Genomic DNA, 21,316 nt, shown 5'->3' on the forward strand with positions numbered 1-21,316 from the left:
GCCGCCGTGGAAATTGCCGTGGAATCGAACCTGCCGCCCGCAGCCGGCGTCCCGCCTGTGCAGATCCAGCTACTTGGTCCGGTCCGCGTCCGGCAGCAGGGCGTTGCGCTATCGCTGCCGGCGTCGAGGAAAGTTCGCGCGCTGCTCGCGTACCTGTCGCTTGCGCCGCGGCCTGTGTTGCGCAGCCAGCTCTGCGAGCTGCTGTGGGAGGTGCCCAACGATCCACGTGGCGAACTGCGCTGGTGCCTGAGCCGGATCCGCAAGCTGGTCGATTCCGCAGCACGGCAGCGGCTGCGCACCAGCGGCGACACGATCTGGCTGGACCTGGCAGACGGGTTTGTCGATGCGCTGGCGGTCTCGCAGGCCATGGAGGCAGGCGTCGCCGCCCTCGCGCCGGAGCGGCAGCGCGCCCTGGCGATGCTGTTCGAAGGGGATTTTCTCGAAGGCCTCGAGCTTGCGCGGTGCCCGGCGTTCAGCACGTGGCTCACCGCGCAACGGCGGCGCTTCCGGGCCTGCCACGCCGCGCTGCTGGAGCAGCTCGCGCAGGGCGCTGCCGAGGAGGAGACGTTCGGCTACCTGGACAAGTGGCGCGAGCTGGCGCCATTCGACCAGCAGGTGCACGCCACCATCCTCGCTGCGCTCGCCCGCCAGGGCCGCCTTCGCGAAGGGGAAGAGCACGTCGCCGCAACCACCAGGCTGTTCGAGGCCGAAGGGTTGGACAGCCGGCCGATCCGCAATGCCTGGCGCGCGGCCATGGCCACGCCGGCGGGCGGGGCAGTGGGGCGCAATGCGGTGGTCGAAGTCACCGCGGTCGCAAGCGCCTCTGAGGCCGCTGAGGCCGCTGAGGCCCCCGAGGCCTCGCCGGCAGGTCCCCGGCACGGCTCCATCGCGGTGATGCCTTTCGTCGACCCGTCCACCGCGGTGCCGGCGCGCGGCGGCGCTGCCGATGCACTGGCGCACGACATCATCACGCGGCTTGCCAAGCTGCGCAGCCTGTTTGTCATCGCGCAGGGCACCGTGTTCGCGCTGCATGAGCGCCATGTCGGCGCGGAAGCCGCAGGCCGGACGCTGAATGTCGACTACGTCGTGGGCGGCACCGTCAGCACGCGGGAAGGGCGCCTGACCGTGACTGTCGAACTGGCCGAGACACGCAGCGCCCGGATCGTCTGGGCGGACACTTTCCACCACAAGCTGGACGATGCGTTCCTTGTGCTGGAGGAAGTCGGCAACCGCATCGTCGCCTCCATCGCTGGCGAGATCGAGACGCTGGAGCGCAACCGCGCCATCCTGAAGCCACCGGGCTCGCTCGATGCGTGGGAAGCCTACCACTGCGGCCTGTGGCACATGTACCGGTATCGCCGCGCCGACAACGAGATGGCCCGGCATTTCTTCCAGGCGGCGCTGCGGCTGGACCCCACCTTCTCGCGCGCCTACGCCGGCCTGTCCTTCACGCATTTCCAGGACGCGTTCCAGAACTGGGAGAAGCGCGGCCCGGAAATCGACAAGGCCTACGAAGCCGCGGTACAGGGCATGATGGCGGATGACCGCGACCCCGCGGTGCACTGGGCGATGGGTCGGGCGCTGTGGCTGCGGGGGCGTCCGGAAGAGTCCGTCGGCGAGCTGGAGCAATCCATCGACCTGAGCCCCAACTTCGCGCTGGGGCACTACAACCTGTCGTTCGTCCGCTCGATCTCCGGCGACCCGCAGGCGGCGATCGATTCATCGGACCTGTCGCGCCAGTTGAGTCCGTTCGACCCGATGCTGTTCGGCATGCTGGCCACGCGGGCGATGGCGCTGGTCCGGCTCGGGCGCTTCGAGGAAGCCGCCGGCTGGGCCGTCAAGGCCGCCGCGCGGCCCAACGTCTTCCCGCATATCCACGCCATCGCCGCCTGCACGCTGGCGCTGGCCGACTCGCTGGAGCAGGCGCGGGCCCAGGCCGCGGCGATCTACAAGGTCGCGCCGCGCTACTCGCTCGAGGATTTCCTGATGACGTTCCCGTTCGATGCCGACGGGGAGGCGCTGTTCCGGGAGGGAGCGCGGCGCATCGGGTTCCGGTGACGGGTTCCGGTGCAGGTGCTGGAATGACGGCCTTCAGCCCGCCAGTTCCCGGTGCAGCGCCAGGTACTCCTGCGACAGCTTGTGCCGCGGGTCAAGGTGGATCATCGGCATGGCGTGCTGATGCGATTCCCGGATCTTTACCGACGAAGACAGCCGCGACTCGAGTACCGGCAGTCCCTCGGTGACCAGTTCTTCCACCAGCTTTGCCGGCAAGCTGGCACGCGGCTGGAACTGGTTGATGACGATGCCCTCGACCTCCAGCGCATCGTTATGGTCTTGCTGGATTTCCTTCACGTTATCGAGCAGCGTGTAAAGCGCTCGCCGCGAAAAATCATCGCAGTCGAACGGGATCAGGCACCGCTCCACGGCAATCAGCGCCGAACGGGTATAGAAATTCAGGGCTGGCGGAGTATCGATGTAAATCGCGTCGTAGGTCGCCTCCAGCTCGACCAGGGCATCGCGCAGCTTGTAGATCTTGTAGCGGGATTCAAGCTTGCCATGCAGCGCGTCGAGGTCGGCATGCGCGGGCATCACATCGAGATTCTCAAAAGGCGTCGGGTGGATAAATGACGCCAGGTCCACCGGCTTGAAGCTGTAGGTCAGGGACGCCTCGAAGAAGTTTGCCGCGCTCGGGCTTGCGTCGCCGGCGCGCGCGCCCATCAGGTACTGGGTCGAATTGCCCTGGGCATCCAGGTCAACGACCAAAGTGCGCAAGCCTTCGCTGGCGCTGATCGCCGCGAGATTGCATACGATTGTTGACTTGCCAACTCCGCCTTTTTGATTGAATACGACGCGCCGCATTTCTTCCCCTGCCGAAGACCGTTTTGAAGGCGAAAGCATACCTTAGCGAGGGAGGGCGCGGCCACGGCACAGGTGGCGATTTTCACAGCGCTATGTTCACAGCGCGATTTGCATCAGTGTCCCGGCTTCGACCTGGTCGCGGCGCATGGCCGGGGAGGCAAGAACCGCCGGAGCGAGTTCCGCGTAGCTGATAGGCGTAAAGCCCATTCGCGCGAAGTAGCCGGAGGCATTGCTGGTCTGCAGCACGATAGATTCGACGCCGTCGCGACGCACGTCCGCGACAATGGCGGAAATGAGGAGTTCGCCGAGGCCGGATGAGCGGGCGCGCTGTGCAACGGCGAGGCCCCTTAGGACGCCCGTATTCTCATAGCGCTCCAGCCCTGCGCAGCCGAGCAGGCCGGCGTTATCCCGGATTACCATATATTGGCCGATCCGGTCCTGAACCCCCGCCACGGATAATGATGAGGCGTGCAGGAGCGCCTTAATGTCCGGCCAGTCCGCCTCGGTAGCATAGTGAGGACGCATAGCGGAAACCCTCGCATAGTTCGTCCTCTTATCCTACTTTCGAGGGGACATAATGCCTGTAGGGATTGATCCTTAGGTGAATTTGCCTATCGCCACCTCAGGCCACGACGCCACACTGCAGGGCGCAGTGATCCCGCGGATATTACTAGCGCCAGACCAGGGTGGTTTCCCCGAGCAAATGGCCGGGCAAGATGTAGTCGCCATGCTCGATGGCAAGCGACTCGAGTTCGCACAGGATCGTCTCAGGCAGTGCAACCATGTCGAACCTGCAATAGAGGTATCGCTGCCGGAAGGTCCGCTTCTCTTCACGCAGTCCGCGTGTCAGGGCGTCGGCAGATTCGACGCAGATATGCTCGACTGTCCGGTACTGGACATCGACGCCCAGCTTCTGGCCCAGCCGCCCGAGCTCGATCGCATCCTCCCACGCTGTCTCATAGTCCAGCTCGACAGTACCTTTCGCGCAGGCGTTGATGTACGCCACTGCGCTGGCCCGGCTGCGTGCAATGAAGGCGCTCATCGGCAAGTCTCCGCGATGGAGTCATCGCGGGTGACTATACCTATGAGGCGGGGCATGACGCAAGCGGATGCGAAGCGCATGGCGTGGCCATCTTGCCTGGCACCCGACTGGAGACGACATGAGGCCGGGCGTCCCCGTGTCGGTGTCATTTGAAGAGGAGGGCGCTACCGATTATCAATACCGTCAACAGCGCCCCCAGCCACACTGCGTCCAACGCGCTTGCGCGCCGCGCCGCGCGGCAGGCCCCGGATTCGGACTTGTGGAATTCGGCCAGGCCGCCTGAGTAGAGTTTCTCCCAACGCATTTCCATCGTCAGCCTCCCGTGGTCCATGACTGAATTCTTCAGCGCAAACCAGGACTTGGCAACGAGGAGAAGGTATATATGCAGCTAATCCTTTTGGCCGATAGCGGGAAAAATGATTGCGAGTATGCTGTGCGCCGTCCGATGTTTTCACTCCACCCAGCGAAGCTGCAGGTCATGAACCGGCTTTCGCGTCGCGAGACCGCACCGGACCATTTGCAGTACAGCAGGAACCGGTTTCGCAATTGCCAAACGAAACAAGCCAATGCCGCCGCCACCAGAATGGCGGGAAAGAAGGTTGCTTCCATGTCTCCTCCCTTACCGCGCGCTATGTTTGCCGCTGTCCATTAGTCTAGGTGAACAAGACAGCCTGGTAGGGTCCTGTGGCTTCGCGCCCCCAAGTCCAGGTTTGCAGCGCGGCTTGTACTTTGGCGTGGATGAACTAAACCTCACGTAACCGAAAGTTTCTCCGCGCCATGGAGGCGAGCATGCATTTCAACAAGCTACTCGTAGCCTGCGCGCTGGCCGCAGCCAGTGGTGCAACGCCAGCCCAGCCAGAATCCAGCGTGCACGTCGCGTCCGGCGTCGGGGCAATGATGGCGACCGAGACAGTCAAGACCACCGCGACCGTGGTGGCCATCGACAGTGCCACGCGCACAGTCTCGTTAAAGGACAAGCAAGGCAAGGTTACCGAGTTGCAGGTCGGCGACGACGTGCGGAACTTCGACCAGGTCCGCATTGGCGACGTGGTGGCCGTCGAGTACAAGCGAGCGCTGTCCGTCAGCATGACCCGTCAGACCGGCATGCGCTCGGCCATCGAGCGCGAGACGATCGAACGCGCGCCGCCCGGAGCCAAGCCCGGCGGCAGCATAGGCCGCGAGGTGACCGTGACCGCGGATGTCGTGAACGTCGACCGCAAGACCGGCATGGTGACGCTCAAGGGCCCAAAGGGGAAAACGGTCGACGTGCATGTCAGCGATGCGCAGCAGCTCAAGGCCATCCATCGCGGCGACCAGGTGCAGGCGGTCTACACAGAAGCGATTGCCGTGTCGATGGCGCCGAAGACGAGCCGCTGAAGGGCGGACATGGCCGGGAAATCAGCCACCTGAGGCATGTCAGGCTCACCTGCATTTAACATAAGGTTTATTATGCGAAACACAATCGCGGGGCGCATTATGGTGAAACCGCATAGCGCCTGAGCCCTGAACGCGACTGCACGAGCGGGAGCAATTTTGCTTTTCGGTTCATGTCCCTTCCTTCCCATATTGACCTGTGGCTCCGGGCACTCGGACGATATGTCCATCGAGTGACATGTTTGTGAACTGGCCGTTTATGGCGGGCGTACCGGCCGGGTTCTGCGCCAGCAAGTCGAGGGCGGCCAGTTCGGCGGCGCACCTTCCCTCTTCGACCGTCAGGTCTCGCACCGTGCCCAGGTGCGAGGGCATGGCCTATGCTTGCCTTAGCAGGCCTGCTTCGTTCCGCCTGCCGTCGGGGCGGAGGGACCCGTGAGTAAAAACAGAAAACCGGAGGAGCCATGAAACAGACAATCGCCCTGCTTGCCGCATCCTTGGCTGCCGGCACTGCCCACGCCCAATCCAGCGTGGCCCTGTTTGGCATTGCCGATATTGGCGTCGAATACAACAACCACGTTGGTCCCGAGGGCGACAACCTGTTCAGGCTGAGCTCCGGCAACCAGTCCGGCTCACGCTGGGGCCTGCGCGGCACCGAGGACCTGGGCACGGGCCTGAAGGCAGTCTTCCTGCTGGAAAGCGGTTTCGACCTGGACACCGGCAACTCGGCCCAGGGCGGGCGCCTGTTCGGGCGCAATGCATACGTCGGAGTGGAAAGCCGATATGGCGCACTTCTGTTCGGTCGGCAACAGACCGCCCTGCGCGACTTCAATGCCTTTTATGATCCCGCCGCGACTGCCGACCGCTACGGCATCCTGGGGATCGCGCCGGAGTTTGGCGCGCGCGCGGACAACGCCGTGAAATATGCAGGCACCTTTGGCGCGTTATCCGGCGCAGCCTTTTATTCGTTCCAGAACAATGGCAATGAGGTGGCGGGCAGCAACGTCTTCGGCCGCGATTACGGCGCCTACCTGAGCTACGCCAGCGGTCCCGTTGCGGTGGGCGTGGGCTATGACGATGTGCACGTCGGCACGCCGGCCAACCAGGCGCCCTCGCTGCGGCGCTATGCGATCGCCGGCACGTACACGGCGGGCGCGGCCAAGATCTTTGCCGGGTATCGCCTGGCCAAGGCTTTCGACGGCGCCATGCTGCCAGGTGCGCAAGCTCCCAATGCCGGTGCGAACCTCTACTGGCTTGGCCTGACTTACAAGCTGACCCCCGCTTTCTCGCTGATGGGTGCAACCTATTACCAGGACTTCCGCCACACCGGGTCGGACCCGTGGCAGTTCGTTGTGACGGGCGACTATACGTTCAGCAAGCGCACCGATCTGTACGCGTCCGTGGCCTACGCCCTGAACAAGGACCAGTCGTACCTGGGCGTCAACGGCTACAACAGCGGCAGCGGGTCGACAGCGGTCATTAACGTCCAGCCCGGCCAGAACCAGCTGGGTGCGGTGATGGGCATCCGCCACCGGTTCTGACTCCCTGCCTGTAGTGCCGGGAACCGCCGGGCGCGTTGCTTGTGCCCTGGCTTCTAGGCCTGCGCTTTCGGCTCCGTCAGCAGCGACAGAATCCTGGGATCGTGATCGACGCGCGTGGCCAGGACAATCCTGACGGCGGTCGCATCCGGATGTTCGGGATTGAGGACGTAGTTGGAGGCGTATGGCACCAGCACGCTCGGCACCGTCAGCAGCAAGCTGGTGCGAGCGGCAAGCCATTCCGTGCCGGCGCTTCTGGACCACTGGCTGTCGGTTTTCCAGTCTTCGGGCAATGCCGCAATTTCGGCCACGGCCACCGACTCGGGGACTTCTACCTGGAGCAGCTGGTATTGCTTCGGCAGGTCCTCGATCCTCGCCACCTCGTGATGGACGAGGATCTCCAGGAATGCCAGCGCCGGATGCTCGGCGAGGTAGACGACTGGCTGGCCTGGAAAATGCCACCGGCCGCCCGCCCGAAGTCCGCCCAACCCTTTCAGGTCGGCGTAATTGCTGATCCGCCACAGGTACATCAGGCGAAATACCCTTCATCGATCTGAAGCAGTTCTTCCTCGACCAGGCGTGCGCCCTGTTCCGTGCCCGCCAGTTCAAGCGGCGACTTGCCAGCAAAGCGTTGCTGGCCGGCTCTCAGCCAGGCCAGTGCCCGATCGGCTTCGCCGAAGGTGGAGATGGCTTGCGCGAGAATCCGCGCCAGCCGAATGGCCTTGTCCGATTCGTCCACCGTGAGCGACTCGCCGCGCTCGCGCCTGTGGCTGAGCGTGCGGCGCGGGATAATGAAGCTGATCTCGTCCCACACCAGGCCTGCATGCAGTAAACGCTCCATAGTGTCGGCGGGCAGCCGCTCCACGGCGAGCGCGACAAGATCGGCGCCTGAGCGAATGTCTGCGTTGAGAACGTCACTCAGGCTGTCAAGATAGCGGTTCCGCGGCGCCACGCTACCCGAGGGCTTGAACTCTATCGTCTGCATATCTGTACCTTGGCAATTTGCCATTCGATTATAGGCATTTTGCCAAAGTCGTGCCGCGACACGCAATATCGTCCTTGAGGCACATAAACAGGCGCCCCGCAGGTTACTGTTTGGTGAAGTCGACGATAGGCCTGAGCTGCGTGAAGTCGTTGGGATAGTACGGCGGCACGGCCTGGGGATTTTTCTTGCGCGCGAGATCGATGAACTTGCGGTCCGCTTCCAGGACGAGCATGACTTCGTGCCGGTGGATTCCGTTGGAGTGCGCTCGCTCGAGGTCGCGAACACTCTTGGCCCGATAGGCGATGGTCCGCATCAACAAGTCGTAGAGCGCCTTTGGCCGACGCGCTTCTGCCCTCTGCCGCGCCTCTTCTTCGTTCCGATGCAGGCGCGCCCACAGGGACGACGCGGTCAAACCTGGTGCGTGCTCCGCCAGGGACGCGAGTTGAGCCTTGGGGGCGTCAGGGTCGAAAGAAATTCCCTCGGCGGCCAGGAATTCCCTGAGCTCGAATATCCTTAGCTCCAGCAGCTTGTCAGAAGTACTTCGCGTGCCGAGTCTGGCGATTTGATCGACATCGATCCAGTTGGACGGGAAGGACCCCAGCCGCTCGAATGTGTCGCGCCATTCTTCATATTCGCCCCACTTCCACTGGCGGCCCTTGAAGAAGACTTCATAACCTTTCTCGAAGTAGCCTCCGAGATTGAGCCCATCGCTACCCGTCTCCGTCACCAGGTCCCGCAGTTGGGATTTCTCTTCAGCGGAAATGCCCTCGACCGTTTCCATGACTTGCGCGAAAACCCGGTCGTAAGCGCGCACAGGAACAAGCGCTGTCGGCGCAGACGGCATGCGCAGCGCTGCGGGCCGCGGCGCGATTGCCTTTTTCTTGGTGCGGAACAAATCCAGGAAAACCACTTTACTCCCCTACGAACAACGCAGCCCACAGCCTTCAGCTGTGCACTGTCCATCACTGCCTGTCAAAACATCATCATTTTACCGGGACGCGGCGGCATTCGCCGCTGCCCCCCGATTGCCTGCTCGGCCAGCCCGACGAGCGAGCGCTTGTAGTTTCGCCGAAACCAAACGATGCGGTTTCGGCGACCGTGGAGATCGTCCTGCTCGATCTTTTCCCGGGTACTGACGTGCACCGTCAATCGCAAAACGGCCGTTGATTATATGCAAACTGGTAACCATCATCGCGAAGGATAGTTGCATCGGTAAGTCGTATAGGCAAATTCGCAAACCGGGGTGCCCGGCCAGCATAGGCAATTTAGTAAGATGACCCAGCCAAAATAGACGAATCGGTAAGCGGCATATAAACTCTGGTAACCGCCCATGCATCCATTAATTCACACCGCAGTCCGTCTATGGCTCACGCTCCACTCGGCTACAGCGCCCTGATCGCGAAGTTCAGGCTTCGCGTACCGCCCCTGCATTCCACCTCCGAGCTTTCAGACAAGACGGGGGTCCTGAGCACGCATACCGGTGCGGACGGCAGCGTGAAGACGGTCTATCCCAGGAACCGCTACCGCGGCGGCGACACGACAGTTGACCACCTCACCTTTGCGTTGCGCAAGGAGCCGTTGAACCTGACCGTGCTCGCCGCCCTGTTCGAGCACCAGCCGGCGATTGACGAGGTCGCCCAGTGGCTGGCGTCCTCGCCCGGGTCGCGCTATGCACGGCTGGGCGGCTTCTACGCGAAGTGGCTTGCCGGCGCTGAATTCGACTACAAGCTGCCAGCCGGAACCGCGCGGGTTCCAGCGCTTGACGAAGCGGACTATGTAACCGGCACAAGCCAGATCGACGCACAGTTCGGGATCCTGAACAACCACCTCGGCCCGGCGACATTCTGCCCCCTGGTACGCCGCACCGAGCGCCTTGAGGCATTGATCGGCGCCGACCTGCCGGGAAAAATCGCCGCCGCGATCAACCGGCTCGAACCGGAAGTGCTCGCCCGCGCGGTGGACTATCTCTATCTCGCTGAAACCCGATCGACGTATTCGATCGAGAAGGAACTGCCCGACAACCAGCGTGTCGCCAGGTTCAGGCGCCTGCTGGAATTTGCCGGCGCCCCGGTGCGGCTCGACGAGGCGCAGTTCTGCGAATGGCAGAACGAAATCATTGCATCGATCCGGGCGGAGTACGCCTATCGCGACCGCCAGAACTGGCTCTCGCGCGGCGGACGGCTGCGCAACATTGCCGACTACATCCCCCCGCCCCCGCAGCAGGTCGAGCCGATGATGGAAGGCCTGGCACAGGTTGCGGACCTGATCAGGACGAAGGCGGCGCACCCGCTGATCATCGCGGCATGCGTTTCGTTCGGCTTCGTCTATATCCACCCATTCTATGACGGCAACGGGCGGATCCACCGCTTCCTGATCCACCATCTGTTGCGCCAGGCCGGCGTGACGCCGGAGGGTGTCGTATTGCCGGTTTCGGCGAGCATGCTGAAGAACCTGCAGGTCTACGCCGGCTTGCTCAAGGACTACTCGGCGCCCCGCACGGGGCTGCTGAACTATGTCCTGGACTCGGACAGCGACACCATCCTGATCAAGTCGCCGCAGCCCAACTGGCTGTATGCGTCGTTCGATGCGACCGCCCTTTGCGAGTTTGTCTTTGAATGCATCCAGCAGTGCGTCGAGGAAGACCTCGCGCTGGAGATCCGGTACCTGAAGGCGTTCGACGCCAGCGTGGCGCGGATCGAAGGATGGCTGGACCTGCGCCAGCCGCGCCTCACCAACCTGATCGACCTGGTGGTCCAGAACCACGGCGAGCTGTCGAACCGCAAGCGCGCCAGATTCACGGAATTGTCCGATGAAGAAATCGCGCGGATCGAAGAGGTGGTGCGCGACGAATTCGCCGACTACTTCGAAGCCACGGTGAAGGCGGACTGACCTCGGCTGAGGTGGTGTCTCGACGACGGCGAAAAAAAATCCGGCAACGTGGAATAAAGCCGGCTCCAGGTGTGTTTACTTCAACGTAGCCCGCCCAACGACAACCTGGAGAACGCCACATGAAGCTCCCCCTGCCCGCTTTCATGCTCGCCGCCCTTGCGGCGACGGCCGGATCGAACTGCCTGGCAGGCGGTGTCGAGGTGTCGCATAGTCATGGCCAGACACCAGTGGTGCGGCAGCCGGAACCCTTTGTCGCCAGCACCGCAAAGCCGTTCGCACAACGGATGGACGACGCAATGGCCGTCATGGATGCCGGCATGCGCGCCGCCGCCATGAACGGCGACCCCGACCACGACTTCGTCGCGATGATGATCCCGCATCACCAGGGCGCCATCGACATGGCCAAGGCGTTGCTGCTCGACACCAGGGATCCTGAACTGCGCAACCTGGCGCAGGGCATCATCACCGACCAGCAGAACGAGATCCGCCTGATGCAAGCCTGGCTTGCCCGCCATCCGAAGGCCGCGCCGAGCCTCAACCCGGCACCTGCCCATTCTCACTAAAGGAAGCCCACATGAAGCAGACCTCGCAGCTTGCGCTGGTCCTGGCCACGGCGTCGTCGCTTGCCGCCGCGGCACCGGCCGCCAGCGACCGCGTCTACACGGCGGACCAGAACAGCAACACCGTGTCGGTCATCAACCCTGCCACCAATACGCTGCTCGGCCAGATCCGCCTTGGCAACGCGCGGCCCGATATCCTTTCGCCGCTCTACAAGGGCGAGATCAACGTGCATGGCCTGGGCTTCTCGCCGGATCACAAGACGCTGCTTGTCGTCTCCAACGGCTCGAACTCGGCAACGTTCATCGATACCGCCACGAACCGGGTCAAGGGCGTTGCCTATATCGGCCGCTCGCCGCACGAGGGCTTCTTTACCGCCGACGGCAAGGAAGCGTGGGTGGTCGTGCGCGGCGAGGACTATATCTCGGTGATCGACCCGGCCAGCTACAAGGAGATCCGCCGCATCCCGACCGCGCCGGGGCCCGGCATGGTGCTGTTCCATCCCGACGGCAAGCTCGCCTTCGTCGTGTCCAGCTTTACGCCCGAGGTCGATGTGATCGACGTCGCCACGCACCAGGTGGTCAAGCGCATTCCGGTCGCCAGCCCGTTTTCGCCCTTCCTGCAGTTCACCCCGGACTTCAGCGAAGTGTGGATGACGCACAAGGACGTGGGCAAGGTCACCCGCATCGACACGAAAAACCTCAGCGTCAGGGGCGTGTTCGATACCGGCTTTATCACCAACCATCTCGGCTTCGCCAGGACCGCGCGCGGCACGCTCGCCTACGTGACGGTCGGCGGCGAGAATGCGGTCAAGGTCTACACCACCGACGCCGAGCCGCGCCTCGTCGCGACCATCCCCGTCGGCGCGCTGCCGCATGGCATCTGGCCGTCCGATGACGGCAGCCGCATGTATGTCGGCCTGGAAAACGGCGACGGCGTCGACGTGATCGACACCGCCACCCAGCGCGTCATCGCCCGCACCCCGGTGGGACAGGCACCGCAGGCCCTGGTCTATGTCTCCAACGCCGTGCCGGCCGGCGATGGCAAGGCAAACCTCACGCCGCGGGCAAACAGCGATCCCATCAACATTCCGCTCAAGGCTACCGCCGGCTCGGGGCGCGGCTTCGTCGTGGCACGCAACCTCGGCCTGGTCGATGCGCTGGAAGTGTTCCTGTTCCAGCTCAAGCCGCAGACTGTCTACGACGTCTACGTGTCCGGCCACCGGACGCCCGTTGCAAGCTTCAGGACCAATGCCGCAGGCGCCGCCAATGGCACGGCCATCGGGCCGTTGCGCGAGGTGGTGCCCGCCTTGTCCGGGAAGCAGCCCGACGCCGCCACGCTGCTGGTGGTCGAGGGCAACGCGCCGCCGACCACCTCCCATGCGGTGCTGACGGGCACGCAGTAGCTTGCGCTTCAGCTGCCCCGGTAGGTGCCGAAGCTCCACGGCGAGCACAGCAGCGGCACGTGGTAGTGCTGCGCGGCGTCCGCGATGGTGAAGCGCACGGGCACGATGTCGGCGAACGTGTCCGGCGTCTTGAAATAGTCCGCCACCCAGAAACGCAGCTCGAAGTCGCCGGTGCGGGCCTGGGCGGCGGGCAGCATGGGCGAGTCAGTGCGGCCGTCGTTGTTGGTGCGCGCCTTTGCGATCAGTTTCGGGGGCTGCGTGCCGACGTCGAACAGTTCGATGTGCATGCCGGCAATCGGCTTGCCGAGCGATACGTCGAGCACGTGGGTGCTGATGCCTGCCATGGTCTGTCTCCTTTCAGTGCGACGGCATCAGCTGCCGCGGTAGTAGTTGTAACTCCACGGCCCGAACAGCACGGGCAGGTGGATGCGCTGGCTGGCGTCGGTCACGCGCAGGCGCAGCGGGATCTTCGACAGGAACAGCGGCTGCGGCAGGCTGGCCTTGCGGGCCGCGAAATACTCGTCCACGTGCAGCACCAGTTCGTAGGTGCCGGTGCGGTAGGCATCGCCGAGCAGCAACGGCGGTTCGCTGCGGCCGTTGGCGGCGAGCGTCACCGTCTGCAGCAGGCGTGGCTGTCCGTTCTCGACGCGGTACATGTCCACGCGCATGCCGGAGGCGGGCGTGCCGTGCCAGGTGTCGAGCGCGTGCATGGTCAGCCGGGGGCCGAGGCCGCCCTGCTGCACCGGGCCCGCGGTCTGGTTGGGTGCGGGCGCCGTTGCCGGGCCGGTGGCCAGTGCGTTGCCGGCCAGCAGCGCACTGCCTCCCAGCGTGATCGATTGCAGGCCAAAGCGGCGGCGGGCGGCATTGAAGCCGGGATCGTGATCGTCGTGCATGTCAGGCCTCGCGCTTGTGATGGAGACGGCGGATGCCGAACACAACCAGCACCGCAGCCAGGATTTCGATGGCGGCCACCAGGTACAGGCCGCTGCTGACCGTGCCGGTCGCGGTCTTGATCAGGCCCATCATATAGGGCGCGCCAAAGCCGGCGAGGTTAGAGACGGAGTTGATCAGGGCCACGCCCACCGCGGCGGCGCTGCCCGCCAGGTAGCGGTTGGGCAGTTGCCAGAACACGGGGATGGCGCTCATGGTGCCGACCAGCGCGGCGGTCATGGCCAGCAAGGTGATCACCGGCGACAGCGCCTGCGCGCCCAGCATCACGGCCAGCACGGCCATCGCTGCCCCGCCGGTCAGCGCGGCGCCGCTGAAGTGCCAGCGCACCTCGTTGCGGCGGTCGGAGTGGGCGCCGTTGGCGATCATGCCGATCGCGCCGCAGAGGTAGGCCACCGCCGCGATCCAGCCCACCGCCATCGGCGTGGTGAAGCCCACTTCCTTGATGATGGTCGGGATCCAGAAGGTCAGCGTGGAATTGGCGCACAGCAGGCAGAAGAAGATGGCGATCAGCAGCCACACCTTGCGGTTGGTGAACAGCGTGCGCCAGTCGTGCCCACGCTCGCCCATGGCGGCGTTGTCGCGCTTCAGGGCATCGAGCACCACGCGCTTCTCGTGGTCGCTCAGCCAGCTGGCCTGCTCCGGCTTGTCGGTCATGTAGAACCACGCAAAGATGCCGGCCAGCACGGACGGGATGCCTTCGAGGATAAACAGCCATTGCCAGCCATGCATGCCGTGCACGCCGCCCATCGAGGTCATGATCCAGCCGGCCAGCGGGCCGCCGAGCACACCAGCGATGGCCGATGCCGACATGAAGGTGCCGAAGGCGCGGGCGCGCCGCTCGGACGGATACCAGTAGGTCAGGTAGAGGATCACGCCGGGATAGAAGCCCGCCTCGAACGCCCCCAGCAGGAAGCGCAGGATATAGAACTGCGTTGGCGTGGTGACATAGGTCTGCAGCATGCAGATCACGCCCCAGCAGATGGTGATGCGCATGATGGTCTTCTTGGCGCCGATCTTCTGCAGCAGCATGTTCGACGGCACTTCGAAGAAGAAATACCCGAGGAAGAAGATGCCGGCGCCCAGGCCATACACCGCTTCGCTGAATCGCAGCGAATCCAGCATCTGCAGCTTGGCGAAGCCGATGTTGACGCGGTCCAGCCACGCCAGCACCCACAGCACGCCAAGAAATGGCAGCAGGCGCCACGACACCTTGCGGAAGACGCTGGCTTCCGCATCGTCCGCCGTGCCGGCGAACAGCGGAACGCCCTGTTTTGTAATGGACATGGAGTCTCCTGTCTTGTCGGTTTGTGTGGTGCGGCCGCTGCCGCGGGGATGCTGCGGCGTCGGCCTTCCGTCTGGATTGGGTGCAAGTATAGGAACGGGCCCGGAATGCGGAACGGGGGGGCTGGTATAGGCCCTATATCAGCTTGGATATGGCCCGGAAAGCCTTGCCTGGCGCGGGTTTCCGGTCATTTGTCGGGTCCCTTGGCAGACCTATGGATTACCCTAGGGCGCCGGCTTTGCCACCCTGCACGGGGCACCGGTGGGCAGCACTCCCGCCCGCGTGCGGGTTCGACCGCGTTGCCGTGCGGTGCGCAAAAGGCTACAAAGCCGCCATGGGCAGCACGTAACATGCGACGGTTGCGCCGCCGGCTGCCCACGCCTACTTACCGACCAAAACGCCCGAGACTCCGCATGATCCGCGCCGACGACCCCTTTGATACCTACCTGCTGCGCGTGCTGTGCATCCTGATTGCCGAGCAGAGCGTCTCGCGCACCGCCATCCGCCTGAACCAGTCGCAGCCGGCCATCAGCTCGGCGCTCAAGCGGCTGCGCGCAATCTTCAACGACCCGCTGCTCACGCGTGAGAAGAACGTGATGGTGCCGACCGAGCGCGCCCTGCAGATCGCCCGCAACGCGCAGGCGGCGCTGAGCGCGCTGGACAACCTGCTGGTGTCGGACGACCGCTTCGACCCCGCCACCACCGAGCAGAGCTTTACCGTAGCCATGCCGGACTACCTCGCGCCGCCGTTCTTTGCCCACGTGGTGCGGGAGTTCCGCCGCGTGGCGCCGCACGCGCGGCTCGCGGCGATTCCGCTGACCGCCACTTTCGACTATGAGCAGGCGCTGTCCGAGGGCGCCATCGATATCGTGATCGGCAACTGGCCTAATCCGCCGGAACACCTGCACCTGTCGGTATTGCTGGAAGACGAAGTGGTCTGCATGGTGGCGCGGGACAGCGTGCATAACCAGCCGGGCAAGTTCACCGCGCAGGCCTACCTGGGCGCTGCGCATATCGTGCCCACGCCCTACTCGCGCGACCAGCGCGGGCTGGTCGACACGGGCCTGAGCACAATGCGCGTGCACCGCGACAACCGCGTGAGCTGCCCCTACTTCAACCTCGCGCCGAGCCTGATCCCGGATACTGACCTGATCCTGACCACGGGCCGCCACTTTGCCAACTATCACGCGCAGCACGTGCCGGTGGCGGTGCTCAGGCCGCCGATCGAGTTCCCGTTCATGCGCTTCTACCAGCTGTGGCATCCCGCGCGCCACCGCTCGGCCGCGCATGCGTGGCTGCGCGGCATGCTGACGGCGGCGTCGCAGGCGCTGCGTGACCTGCGTGACCTGGGCGCTGCCGGACGCGCCTAGCGGTATCGGATTCTGTTATGCGTCCTATACGGCCGGGCCCCTCGCCGCGGCCATGCCTGCTTTCTATACTCGGCCCGTATTCGGTTTCCATGCCCGGCCCACTGCGGCGGGCCTTACGGGAGAGCAGTCCATGTCACAGTCACTCGATCTGGCGCCGGTCAATGCGCTGGACCAGTCCGGCTTTACGCAAGCGTTCGGCAGTGTGTTCGAACATTTTCCGCTGGCCGCCGAACGCGCCTGGGCGCAGCGGCCCTTTGCCTCGGCCAGCGCGCTGCACGATGCGATGATGGATGTCATCCGCAAGCTGGATGCGAAAGCCCAGTGCGATTTCCTGAACCTGCACCCGATGCTGTCCGCCGGCAATATCCGCTCCGGCACCATGACGGCGGATTCCAATGCCGAGCAGAAGAGCGCGGGGCTGGACGCGATGTCGGCGCAGCAGGAAGCCACGCTCGACCGCATGAATGCCGCTTACCACGCGCGGCACGGCTTTCCGTTCATCATCTGCGTGCGGCACTACACGCGCGACGGCATCTTCGCCGCGCTGGAACGCCGTATCGACCGCAGCACGCAGCTGGAGCTGGACGAGGCGCTGGCGCAGATCGGCGCGATCACGCGCGGGCGGCTGCAGGCACGGCTCAGTACGCTGGCCTGAATGCCGTGACGGGTGCGGGACGCAGGCCATCAGGCGATCCAGGCCAGCCGCGCGTCCCGGCTTTCAGCGCTGCGCGCCGGGCCCTTGCAGGTGCGCGCATTGCATCAATCGGCGACCGGACCTATTGGCGTCCACCCGCATACCTTGATAAATCAACTTATTGACCGAATAACCGACAATTCCGCACTTTTTTACCGGAATTACCCTAGGTTTTCGTCTATATATAAGTAATGATCTTGACGTATAACCTCGCTTCAACCATATTCCGTCCAGCCCAGGCCGGGAGCCGGCTTCAAGGCCCTCGCCGCTTGTTGAGCATTCAAAAGAAGATTGGTGAAGGAGACATACAATGCAGCACATTGATGTACAAAAGCTGGCCGACAACGCCCGCTTTAACCGATTCCATGCGCGCGTCCTGGCCTGGTGCCTGCTGGTGATCATCATCGACGGCTATGACATCGCCGTTGCGGGTGCCGCGTTGCCTTCGATCATGAAGGAGATGGGCGTCACCGCGTCGACGGCCGGCTTCATGGCGAGCTCGGCGCTGTTCGGCATGATGTTCGGCGCCATCTTCCTGGGCGCCCTGTCAGACCGGATCGGCCGGCGCTGGACGATCTCGCTGTGCGTGTTCCTGTTCAGCGTGTTCACCGCGGCCGCAGGCCTGACCAGCGATCCGGTCACGTTCAGCGTGATGCGGTTTATCGCCGGCCTTGGCATCGGCGGCGTCATGCCGAATATCGTCGCGCAGATGACGGAATACTCGCCGCGCAGGATCCGCAGCTTCATGACCACGGTGATGTTCTCCGGCTACGCCATCGGCGGCATCCTGGCCGCGGTGATCGGCAAGCAGTTCATTGCCGGATTTGGCTGGCAGATCGTGTTCTTCGCGGCCGGCGTGCCGGTGCTCCTGATCCCGTTCATCCTGAAGACGATGCCGGAGTCGCTGTCGTTCCTGGTGTCGCGCCAGAACGAAAAGGACCTGCGCACCCTCGCGCAGCGCATCGACCCGCAACTGCGTCTGGATGCCGGCGCTACCTTCCGCGTACCGCAGCAGGACCGCGCCACCGGTGTGCCGGTGGCCCGCCTGTTCCAGGACGGGCGCGGCTTCAGCACGGTCATGTTCTGGATCGCCTTCTTCACCGGCCTGTTCATGGTCTATGCGCTCAGCACCTGGCTGACCAAGCTGATGGCGATGTCGGGCTACAGCCTGGGCTCGGCGCTCAGCTTCGTGATCGCGCTGAACGTGGGCGCGGTGGTCGGTGCGATCGGCGGCGGCTGGCTGGCCGACCGGTTCCATATCAAGTGGGTGCTGGTGGTGATGTACCTGCTGGGCGGCGGGTTCCTGTACCTGATGACGTTCAAGACCTCGACCGAGATGCTCTACCTGCTGATCGGCGCGGTGGGTGCCTGCACTACCGGCGCGCAAATCGTCGCCTATGCATATAGCGGCCAGTTCTATCCGGTGTCGATCCGTTCGACCGGCGTAGGCATGGCCTCGGGCATCGGACGGCTCGGCGCCATCGCGGCGCCGGTGCTGATCGGGCTGATCGTTTCGCTGCAGCTGCCGCTGGCGCAGAACTTCCTGGTCATCGGCGCCGCGGGGATCGTGGGTGCGCTGGCCCTGGCGTGCATCAACCATCGGCTGTCGGCATCGGCGCAGCATGCCGATGCGGCGGCAAGCGTGGCCCCGGCATCGGTGGTGCCGGGCGTGGCTGAAGCGCGAACCTGAGAAAGTCTTGCTGGCGAGCGGCGCGACGGTGCGCCGCTGGAAATAGAGGGCGGGCCCGGCACAATGCCAGGGCCCGCTTCTTCTTTGAGGTCAGTCGACCGCGTCGACGATAAAACGGCGGGTAATAGTTACGCCGGCCCGCACGCGGCGATGCCGGACCGCCCAGACGACCGCACGCATGGCCTTGCCACCGTGGGACTCGACCATGCGCGTACACCGCTCCAGCGCCGCATCGTCCGGGAAATAGCGAAGCTCGGCGGCACTGCCCAGGATCACCGCAATGTCCAGCGCGGATTGCTGGCGCATGGCCAGCGACAGCAGTCGGCTGAGGCGGCGTGTCACCGCATTGGCGTCGCCGGGCCATTGGCGCCTTGCCTCGGCCGGGATGGTCCGGGCCGCGGCGCGGATGCGATGGAGCATGTCGGCGATGCCCATTTCCGGTTGGGTGGACCGGTGGGTTCGCGCGGCTTGTGCCACTTCCATGTCTTGTGTTCCAGCGAGCCTTTGTAGCAAGAGTCCGGAGAATACTAGGTATGCGCCGGCTATACGTCAATATCATTACTCATATTTACTGAAATATCCGACACCAGGCCAGGTTCTGCCTGTCAAACGGCAGAAATAATAATCAAGATCCTTGCGCAAATGCAGAAGAAGAGGACGACAACACACATCCGGACCGATTGAGGTAGGACCAGGCCCGCGCCGCCCCACCCTTCGCCCCGCGCACGTGTGTGCTCCCCGCCGCCTTAGAATAGGCACACCCATGGCAAGCGCACGGCGCGCCAGTGTCCAACCCACACCATGACCAAACCAGATTCCACGTACGACCCGTCCGACGCATCCGTCCATAACCGGCTGTTCTTCCGGCTGTTCCAGGCCGGCAATACGCTGGACCGGCAGACCAGCAAGTCGCTCGGCATCACTACCGTGCAGTGGTCCGTGCTGGGGGCGCTGTCGCGGCCGCAGGTATCGGAAGGCATGTCGTTCTCCGAGCTGACGGAATACCTTGTGGTGAGCCGGCAAAGCCTCGATGGCGTGCTCAAGCGGCTGGAGCGGGAAAAGCATGTCCAGCGTGTGGCCGACACGGTGGACCGCCGCGCCAAGAAGGTTGTGCTGACGCCAAAGGGGCGGGAGTTCTGGAACGGCCTGCAACCCAGGATCTATGAGTTCTACCGCCAGGCACTGGCGAGTTTCGGCTTCGACGACAAGGTTTCGCTGGTCCATTTCCTGAACCAGCTCAACGCCGGCCTGGCCAGCGTACATATGGAGGCGGACCCCGGCGCGCGCGCGCCGGAGGAACCGGCACGGTCCGCGTAGGACCGGCCACAGTCGCGACGCTCGACACGGCCAGCAACGACATCCGTAGCGCCGCCGACACCCGCCGGGCTATGACAAAATAAGCCACGCACCGCCCCGCTTCCGTACCGCCTTGCCCGTCCCGCGACATTGACCCAGTTCACCGCCACCGTCCCGATTTCACTGGTCAACGGCTTCCTGTCCGGTGCCGACCCTGCCGCCATGGCGCGGCTGGCGGAGCGCGCCGGGATCCCGCGTGGCCTGTTGCAGGCCCCCGCCGCGCGCGTGACCGAGGAACAGTTTTCCACGCTCTACCGCGAACTCGCGATGGAGCTGGACGACGAGATGCCCGGCATCTTCAGCCGGCCGCTGCGCAACGGCACGCTCAAGTTCCTGTGCCTGAGCCTGCTCGATGCGCCGCGGCTGGAGGTGGCGCTGCACCGCTTCGGCCAGTTCTTCCACCTGATCCTGGACGATTTCCGGCTCGAGTCCGGGCGCGAGGACGGCTTCGGCGAGGTCGTGCTGCAGGCCGACCCGGCCGGCCCCGGCGTCAGCGCGCTGGGCAGCGAGCTGATGCTCAAGCTGGTCCACGGCGTCGCCTCCTGGCTGATCGGCAAGCGCATCCCGCTGGCCCGGGTGGAGTTCGATTTCCCGCGGCCGCCGCGCGCCAGCGATTCGCTTTACCTGTTTCCCGGCCCCGTGCAGTTCGGCGGCCGCCAGACGCTGCTCAGGTTCGACCACGCCTACCTGGACATGCCGGTGCGCCGACGCAAGGCCGACCTGCAGAAGTTCCTGGCGCGCGCGCCGGAGGACTGGATCTTCGTCTCGTTCGAGGAACAGATGGTGTGCCACCACGTGCGCCAGTACCTGGCCGACTGCCTGCCGGCGACGCCGACCATCGAAGCGGTGGCGCAGGACCTGCACTTCTCCGTGCGCACGCTATGCCGGCGGCTTACCGCCGAGGGCACCACCTTCCAGGCGATCAAGGACGAGGTCCGCCGGGACATCGCCATCCAGCGGCTGACGCGCACCACGGACGCGATCGCGGAGATCGCCTTCGATATCGGCTTTGACAACCCGACCGCCTTCCATCGCGCCTTCCGCAACTGGACCGGCAGCACGCCCAAGGCCTACCGGACCATGCCCGCGAGCGCCTGACAAATCCTGCCACCCGGCCGGGGCCCGCCGGCCAGCGCGCATTCCCGCGCGCCGGTTTGCATAGGGCGGCAGGTTTCGTCAATGAATGGGCAGCTTTGGATAGCCGCGGCCGGCGCTTCCCGCGTTACGATCTCGTTAATCACCCATCACGGCCCGCATTGCGGCCAGGCGCCATGGCTTGCGAGCCACCCAGGAACAAAGACGTACTACGTACAGACAGGAGACATC

General features: G+C 64.4%; 23 protein-coding genes. 12 read left to right on the top strand and 11 right to left on the bottom strand.

Annotated elements, in window-relative coordinates:
- Positions 1-18 precede the first annotated feature (18 nt).
- Positions 19-2,058, top strand: a complete 2,040-nt coding sequence (locus IPF36_RS04015; protein ID WP_368671110.1) for a transcriptional regulator — start codon at positions 19-21, stop codon at positions 2,056-2,058.
- 33 nt (positions 2,059-2,091) lie between these two features.
- On the opposite strand, the gene IPF36_RS04020 is transcribed toward IPF36_RS04015, so the two are convergent.
- The 3 genes from IPF36_RS04020 to IPF36_RS04030 form a co-directional block, all read right to left on the bottom strand.
- Positions 2,092-2,859 carry a ParA family protein gene (locus IPF36_RS04020; protein ID WP_133094697.1) on the bottom strand — a complete coding sequence of 256 codons (768 nt, stop codon included), beginning with the start codon at positions 2,857-2,859 and terminating at the stop codon, positions 2,092-2,094.
- A gap of 96 nt (positions 2,860-2,955) precedes the next feature.
- Entirely contained in the window at positions 2,956-3,384 is a 429-nt protein-coding gene (locus IPF36_RS04025; RefSeq protein ID WP_133094698.1) for a GNAT family N-acetyltransferase, read from the bottom strand.
- A gap of 145 nt (positions 3,385-3,529) precedes the next feature.
- Positions 3,530-3,901 carry a PHA-granule associated protein 4 gene (locus tag IPF36_RS04030; protein ID WP_133094699.1) on the bottom strand — a complete coding sequence of 124 codons (372 nt, stop codon included), beginning with the start codon at positions 3,899-3,901 and terminating at the stop codon, positions 3,530-3,532.
- A gap of 382 nt (positions 3,902-4,283) precedes the next feature.
- Here IPF36_RS04030 and IPF36_RS04035 point away from each other — a divergent pair, with 382 nt between their 5' ends.
- Entirely contained in the window at positions 4,284-4,553 is a 270-nt protein-coding gene (locus tag IPF36_RS04035) for a hypothetical protein (protein ID WP_195427369.1), read from the top strand.
- Between the two features lie 137 nt (positions 4,554-4,690).
- A complete protein-coding gene (locus tag IPF36_RS04040) occupies positions 4,691-5,278 on the top strand; it encodes a hypothetical protein (RefSeq protein WP_133094701.1) in 588 nt (195 codons plus the stop codon).
- 168 nt (positions 5,279-5,446) lie between these two features.
- Here the strand turns inward: IPF36_RS04040 and IPF36_RS04045 are convergent, their stop codons facing one another.
- Complete coding sequence (locus IPF36_RS04045) at positions 5,447-5,647, bottom strand: hypothetical protein (RefSeq protein ID WP_195427370.1); 201 nt, start codon at positions 5,645-5,647, stop codon at positions 5,447-5,449.
- Between the two features lie 89 nt (positions 5,648-5,736).
- Here IPF36_RS04045 and IPF36_RS04050 point away from each other — a divergent pair, with 89 nt between their 5' ends.
- Positions 5,737-6,813: a porin gene (locus IPF36_RS04050; RefSeq protein ID WP_133094702.1), complete on the top strand. Its 1,077-nt coding sequence runs from the start codon at positions 5,737-5,739 to the stop codon at positions 6,811-6,813.
- Between the two features lie 53 nt (positions 6,814-6,866).
- On the opposite strand, the gene IPF36_RS04055 is transcribed toward IPF36_RS04050, so the two are convergent.
- The 3 genes from IPF36_RS04055 to IPF36_RS04065 all read right to left on the bottom strand — a co-directional run bounded on the left by IPF36_RS04055 (position 6,867) and on the right by IPF36_RS04065 (position 8,705).
- Positions 6,867-7,343: an RES family NAD+ phosphorylase gene (locus tag IPF36_RS04055; RefSeq protein ID WP_195427466.1), complete on the bottom strand. Its 477-nt coding sequence runs from the start codon at positions 7,341-7,343 to the stop codon at positions 6,867-6,869.
- Positions 7,340-7,795, bottom strand: coding sequence for an antitoxin Xre/MbcA/ParS toxin-binding domain-containing protein (locus IPF36_RS04060; RefSeq protein ID WP_135702652.1), 456 nt, complete (start codon positions 7,793-7,795; stop codon positions 7,340-7,342). The genes IPF36_RS04055 and IPF36_RS04060 overlap by 4 nt, the downstream gene beginning before the upstream one ends.
- Positions 7,796-7,898: 103 nt before the next feature.
- Complete coding sequence (locus IPF36_RS04065) at positions 7,899-8,705, bottom strand: hypothetical protein (RefSeq protein WP_135702650.1); 807 nt, start codon at positions 8,703-8,705, stop codon at positions 7,899-7,901.
- A 452-nt stretch (positions 8,706-9,157) separates the two neighbouring features.
- On the opposite strand from IPF36_RS04065, the gene IPF36_RS04070 reads away from it, so the two are divergent.
- The 3 genes from IPF36_RS04070 (at position 9,158) to IPF36_RS04080 (ending at position 12,647) form a co-directional block, all read left to right on the top strand.
- Positions 9,158-10,684 (top strand): Fic family protein, encoded by a 1,527-nt coding sequence (locus tag IPF36_RS04070; RefSeq protein ID WP_195427371.1) that lies wholly within the window; start codon positions 9,158-9,160, stop codon positions 10,682-10,684.
- A gap of 119 nt (positions 10,685-10,803) precedes the next feature.
- Positions 10,804-11,247 carry a DUF305 domain-containing protein gene (locus tag IPF36_RS04075; protein ID WP_135702646.1) on the top strand — a complete coding sequence of 148 codons (444 nt, stop codon included), beginning with the start codon at positions 10,804-10,806 and terminating at the stop codon, positions 11,245-11,247.
- Positions 11,248-11,258: 11 nt separating this feature from the next.
- Positions 11,259-12,647, top strand: coding sequence for a hypothetical protein (locus tag IPF36_RS04080; protein ID WP_195427372.1), 1,389 nt, complete (start codon positions 11,259-11,261; stop codon positions 12,645-12,647).
- Between the two features lie 8 nt (positions 12,648-12,655).
- On the opposite strand, the gene uraH is transcribed toward IPF36_RS04080, so the two are convergent.
- Genes uraH through IPF36_RS04095 form a run of 3 tightly spaced genes read right to left on the bottom strand, consistent with a single transcriptional unit; the run spans position 12,656 to position 14,882 of the window.
- The gene (gene uraH / locus IPF36_RS04085; protein WP_135702642.1) at positions 12,656-12,991 is read right to left on the bottom strand and encodes a hydroxyisourate hydrolase; all 336 of its coding nucleotides are present in this window, start codon (positions 12,989-12,991) and stop codon (positions 12,656-12,658) included.
- Positions 12,992-13,018: 27 nt separating this feature from the next.
- Positions 13,019-13,540 (bottom strand): hydroxyisourate hydrolase, encoded by a 522-nt coding sequence (locus IPF36_RS04090; RefSeq protein ID WP_135702640.1) that lies wholly within the window; start codon positions 13,538-13,540, stop codon positions 13,019-13,021.
- Position 13,541: 1 nt separating this feature from the next.
- Positions 13,542-14,882: an MFS transporter gene (locus tag IPF36_RS04095; RefSeq protein WP_195427373.1), complete on the bottom strand. Its 1,341-nt coding sequence runs from the start codon at positions 14,880-14,882 to the stop codon at positions 13,542-13,544.
- Between the two features lie 411 nt (positions 14,883-15,293).
- On the opposite strand from IPF36_RS04095, the gene IPF36_RS04100 reads away from it, so the two are divergent.
- The 3 genes from IPF36_RS04100 to IPF36_RS04110 all read left to right on the top strand — a co-directional run bounded on the left by IPF36_RS04100 (position 15,294) and on the right by IPF36_RS04110 (position 18,634).
- Positions 15,294-16,250 carry a LysR family transcriptional regulator gene (locus IPF36_RS04100; RefSeq protein WP_133094712.1) on the top strand — a complete coding sequence of 319 codons (957 nt, stop codon included), beginning with the start codon at positions 15,294-15,296 and terminating at the stop codon, positions 16,248-16,250.
- Positions 16,251-16,380: 130 nt separating this feature from the next.
- Positions 16,381-16,905, top strand: coding sequence for a 2-oxo-4-hydroxy-4-carboxy-5-ureidoimidazoline decarboxylase (gene uraD, locus IPF36_RS04105; RefSeq protein WP_135702638.1), 525 nt, complete (start codon positions 16,381-16,383; stop codon positions 16,903-16,905).
- A 349-nt stretch (positions 16,906-17,254) separates the two neighbouring features.
- The gene (locus IPF36_RS04110; protein ID WP_135702636.1) at positions 17,255-18,634 is read left to right on the top strand and encodes an MFS transporter; all 1,380 of its coding nucleotides are present in this window, start codon (positions 17,255-17,257) and stop codon (positions 18,632-18,634) included.
- Positions 18,635-18,724: 90 nt separating this feature from the next.
- Here the strand turns inward: IPF36_RS04110 and IPF36_RS04115 are convergent, their stop codons facing one another.
- Entirely contained in the window at positions 18,725-19,069 is a 345-nt protein-coding gene (locus IPF36_RS04115) for a hypothetical protein (protein WP_195427374.1), read from the bottom strand.
- A 366-nt stretch (positions 19,070-19,435) separates the two neighbouring features.
- Here IPF36_RS04115 and IPF36_RS04120 point away from each other — a divergent pair, with 366 nt between their 5' ends.
- The gene (locus IPF36_RS04120; RefSeq protein ID WP_135702632.1) at positions 19,436-19,951 is read left to right on the top strand and encodes a MarR family winged helix-turn-helix transcriptional regulator; all 516 of its coding nucleotides are present in this window, start codon (positions 19,436-19,438) and stop codon (positions 19,949-19,951) included.
- Between the two features lie 129 nt (positions 19,952-20,080).
- A complete protein-coding gene (locus tag IPF36_RS04125) occupies positions 20,081-21,088 on the top strand; it encodes an AraC family transcriptional regulator (protein WP_167884538.1) in 1,008 nt (335 codons plus the stop codon).
- Positions 21,089-21,316 lie beyond the last annotated feature (228 nt).

Origin of the sequence: Cupriavidus sp. IK-TO18, assembly GCF_015549295.1 — a bacterium.
GTDB classification, from domain to species: domain Bacteria; phylum Pseudomonadota; class Gammaproteobacteria; order Burkholderiales; family Burkholderiaceae; genus Cupriavidus; species Cupriavidus oxalaticus_A.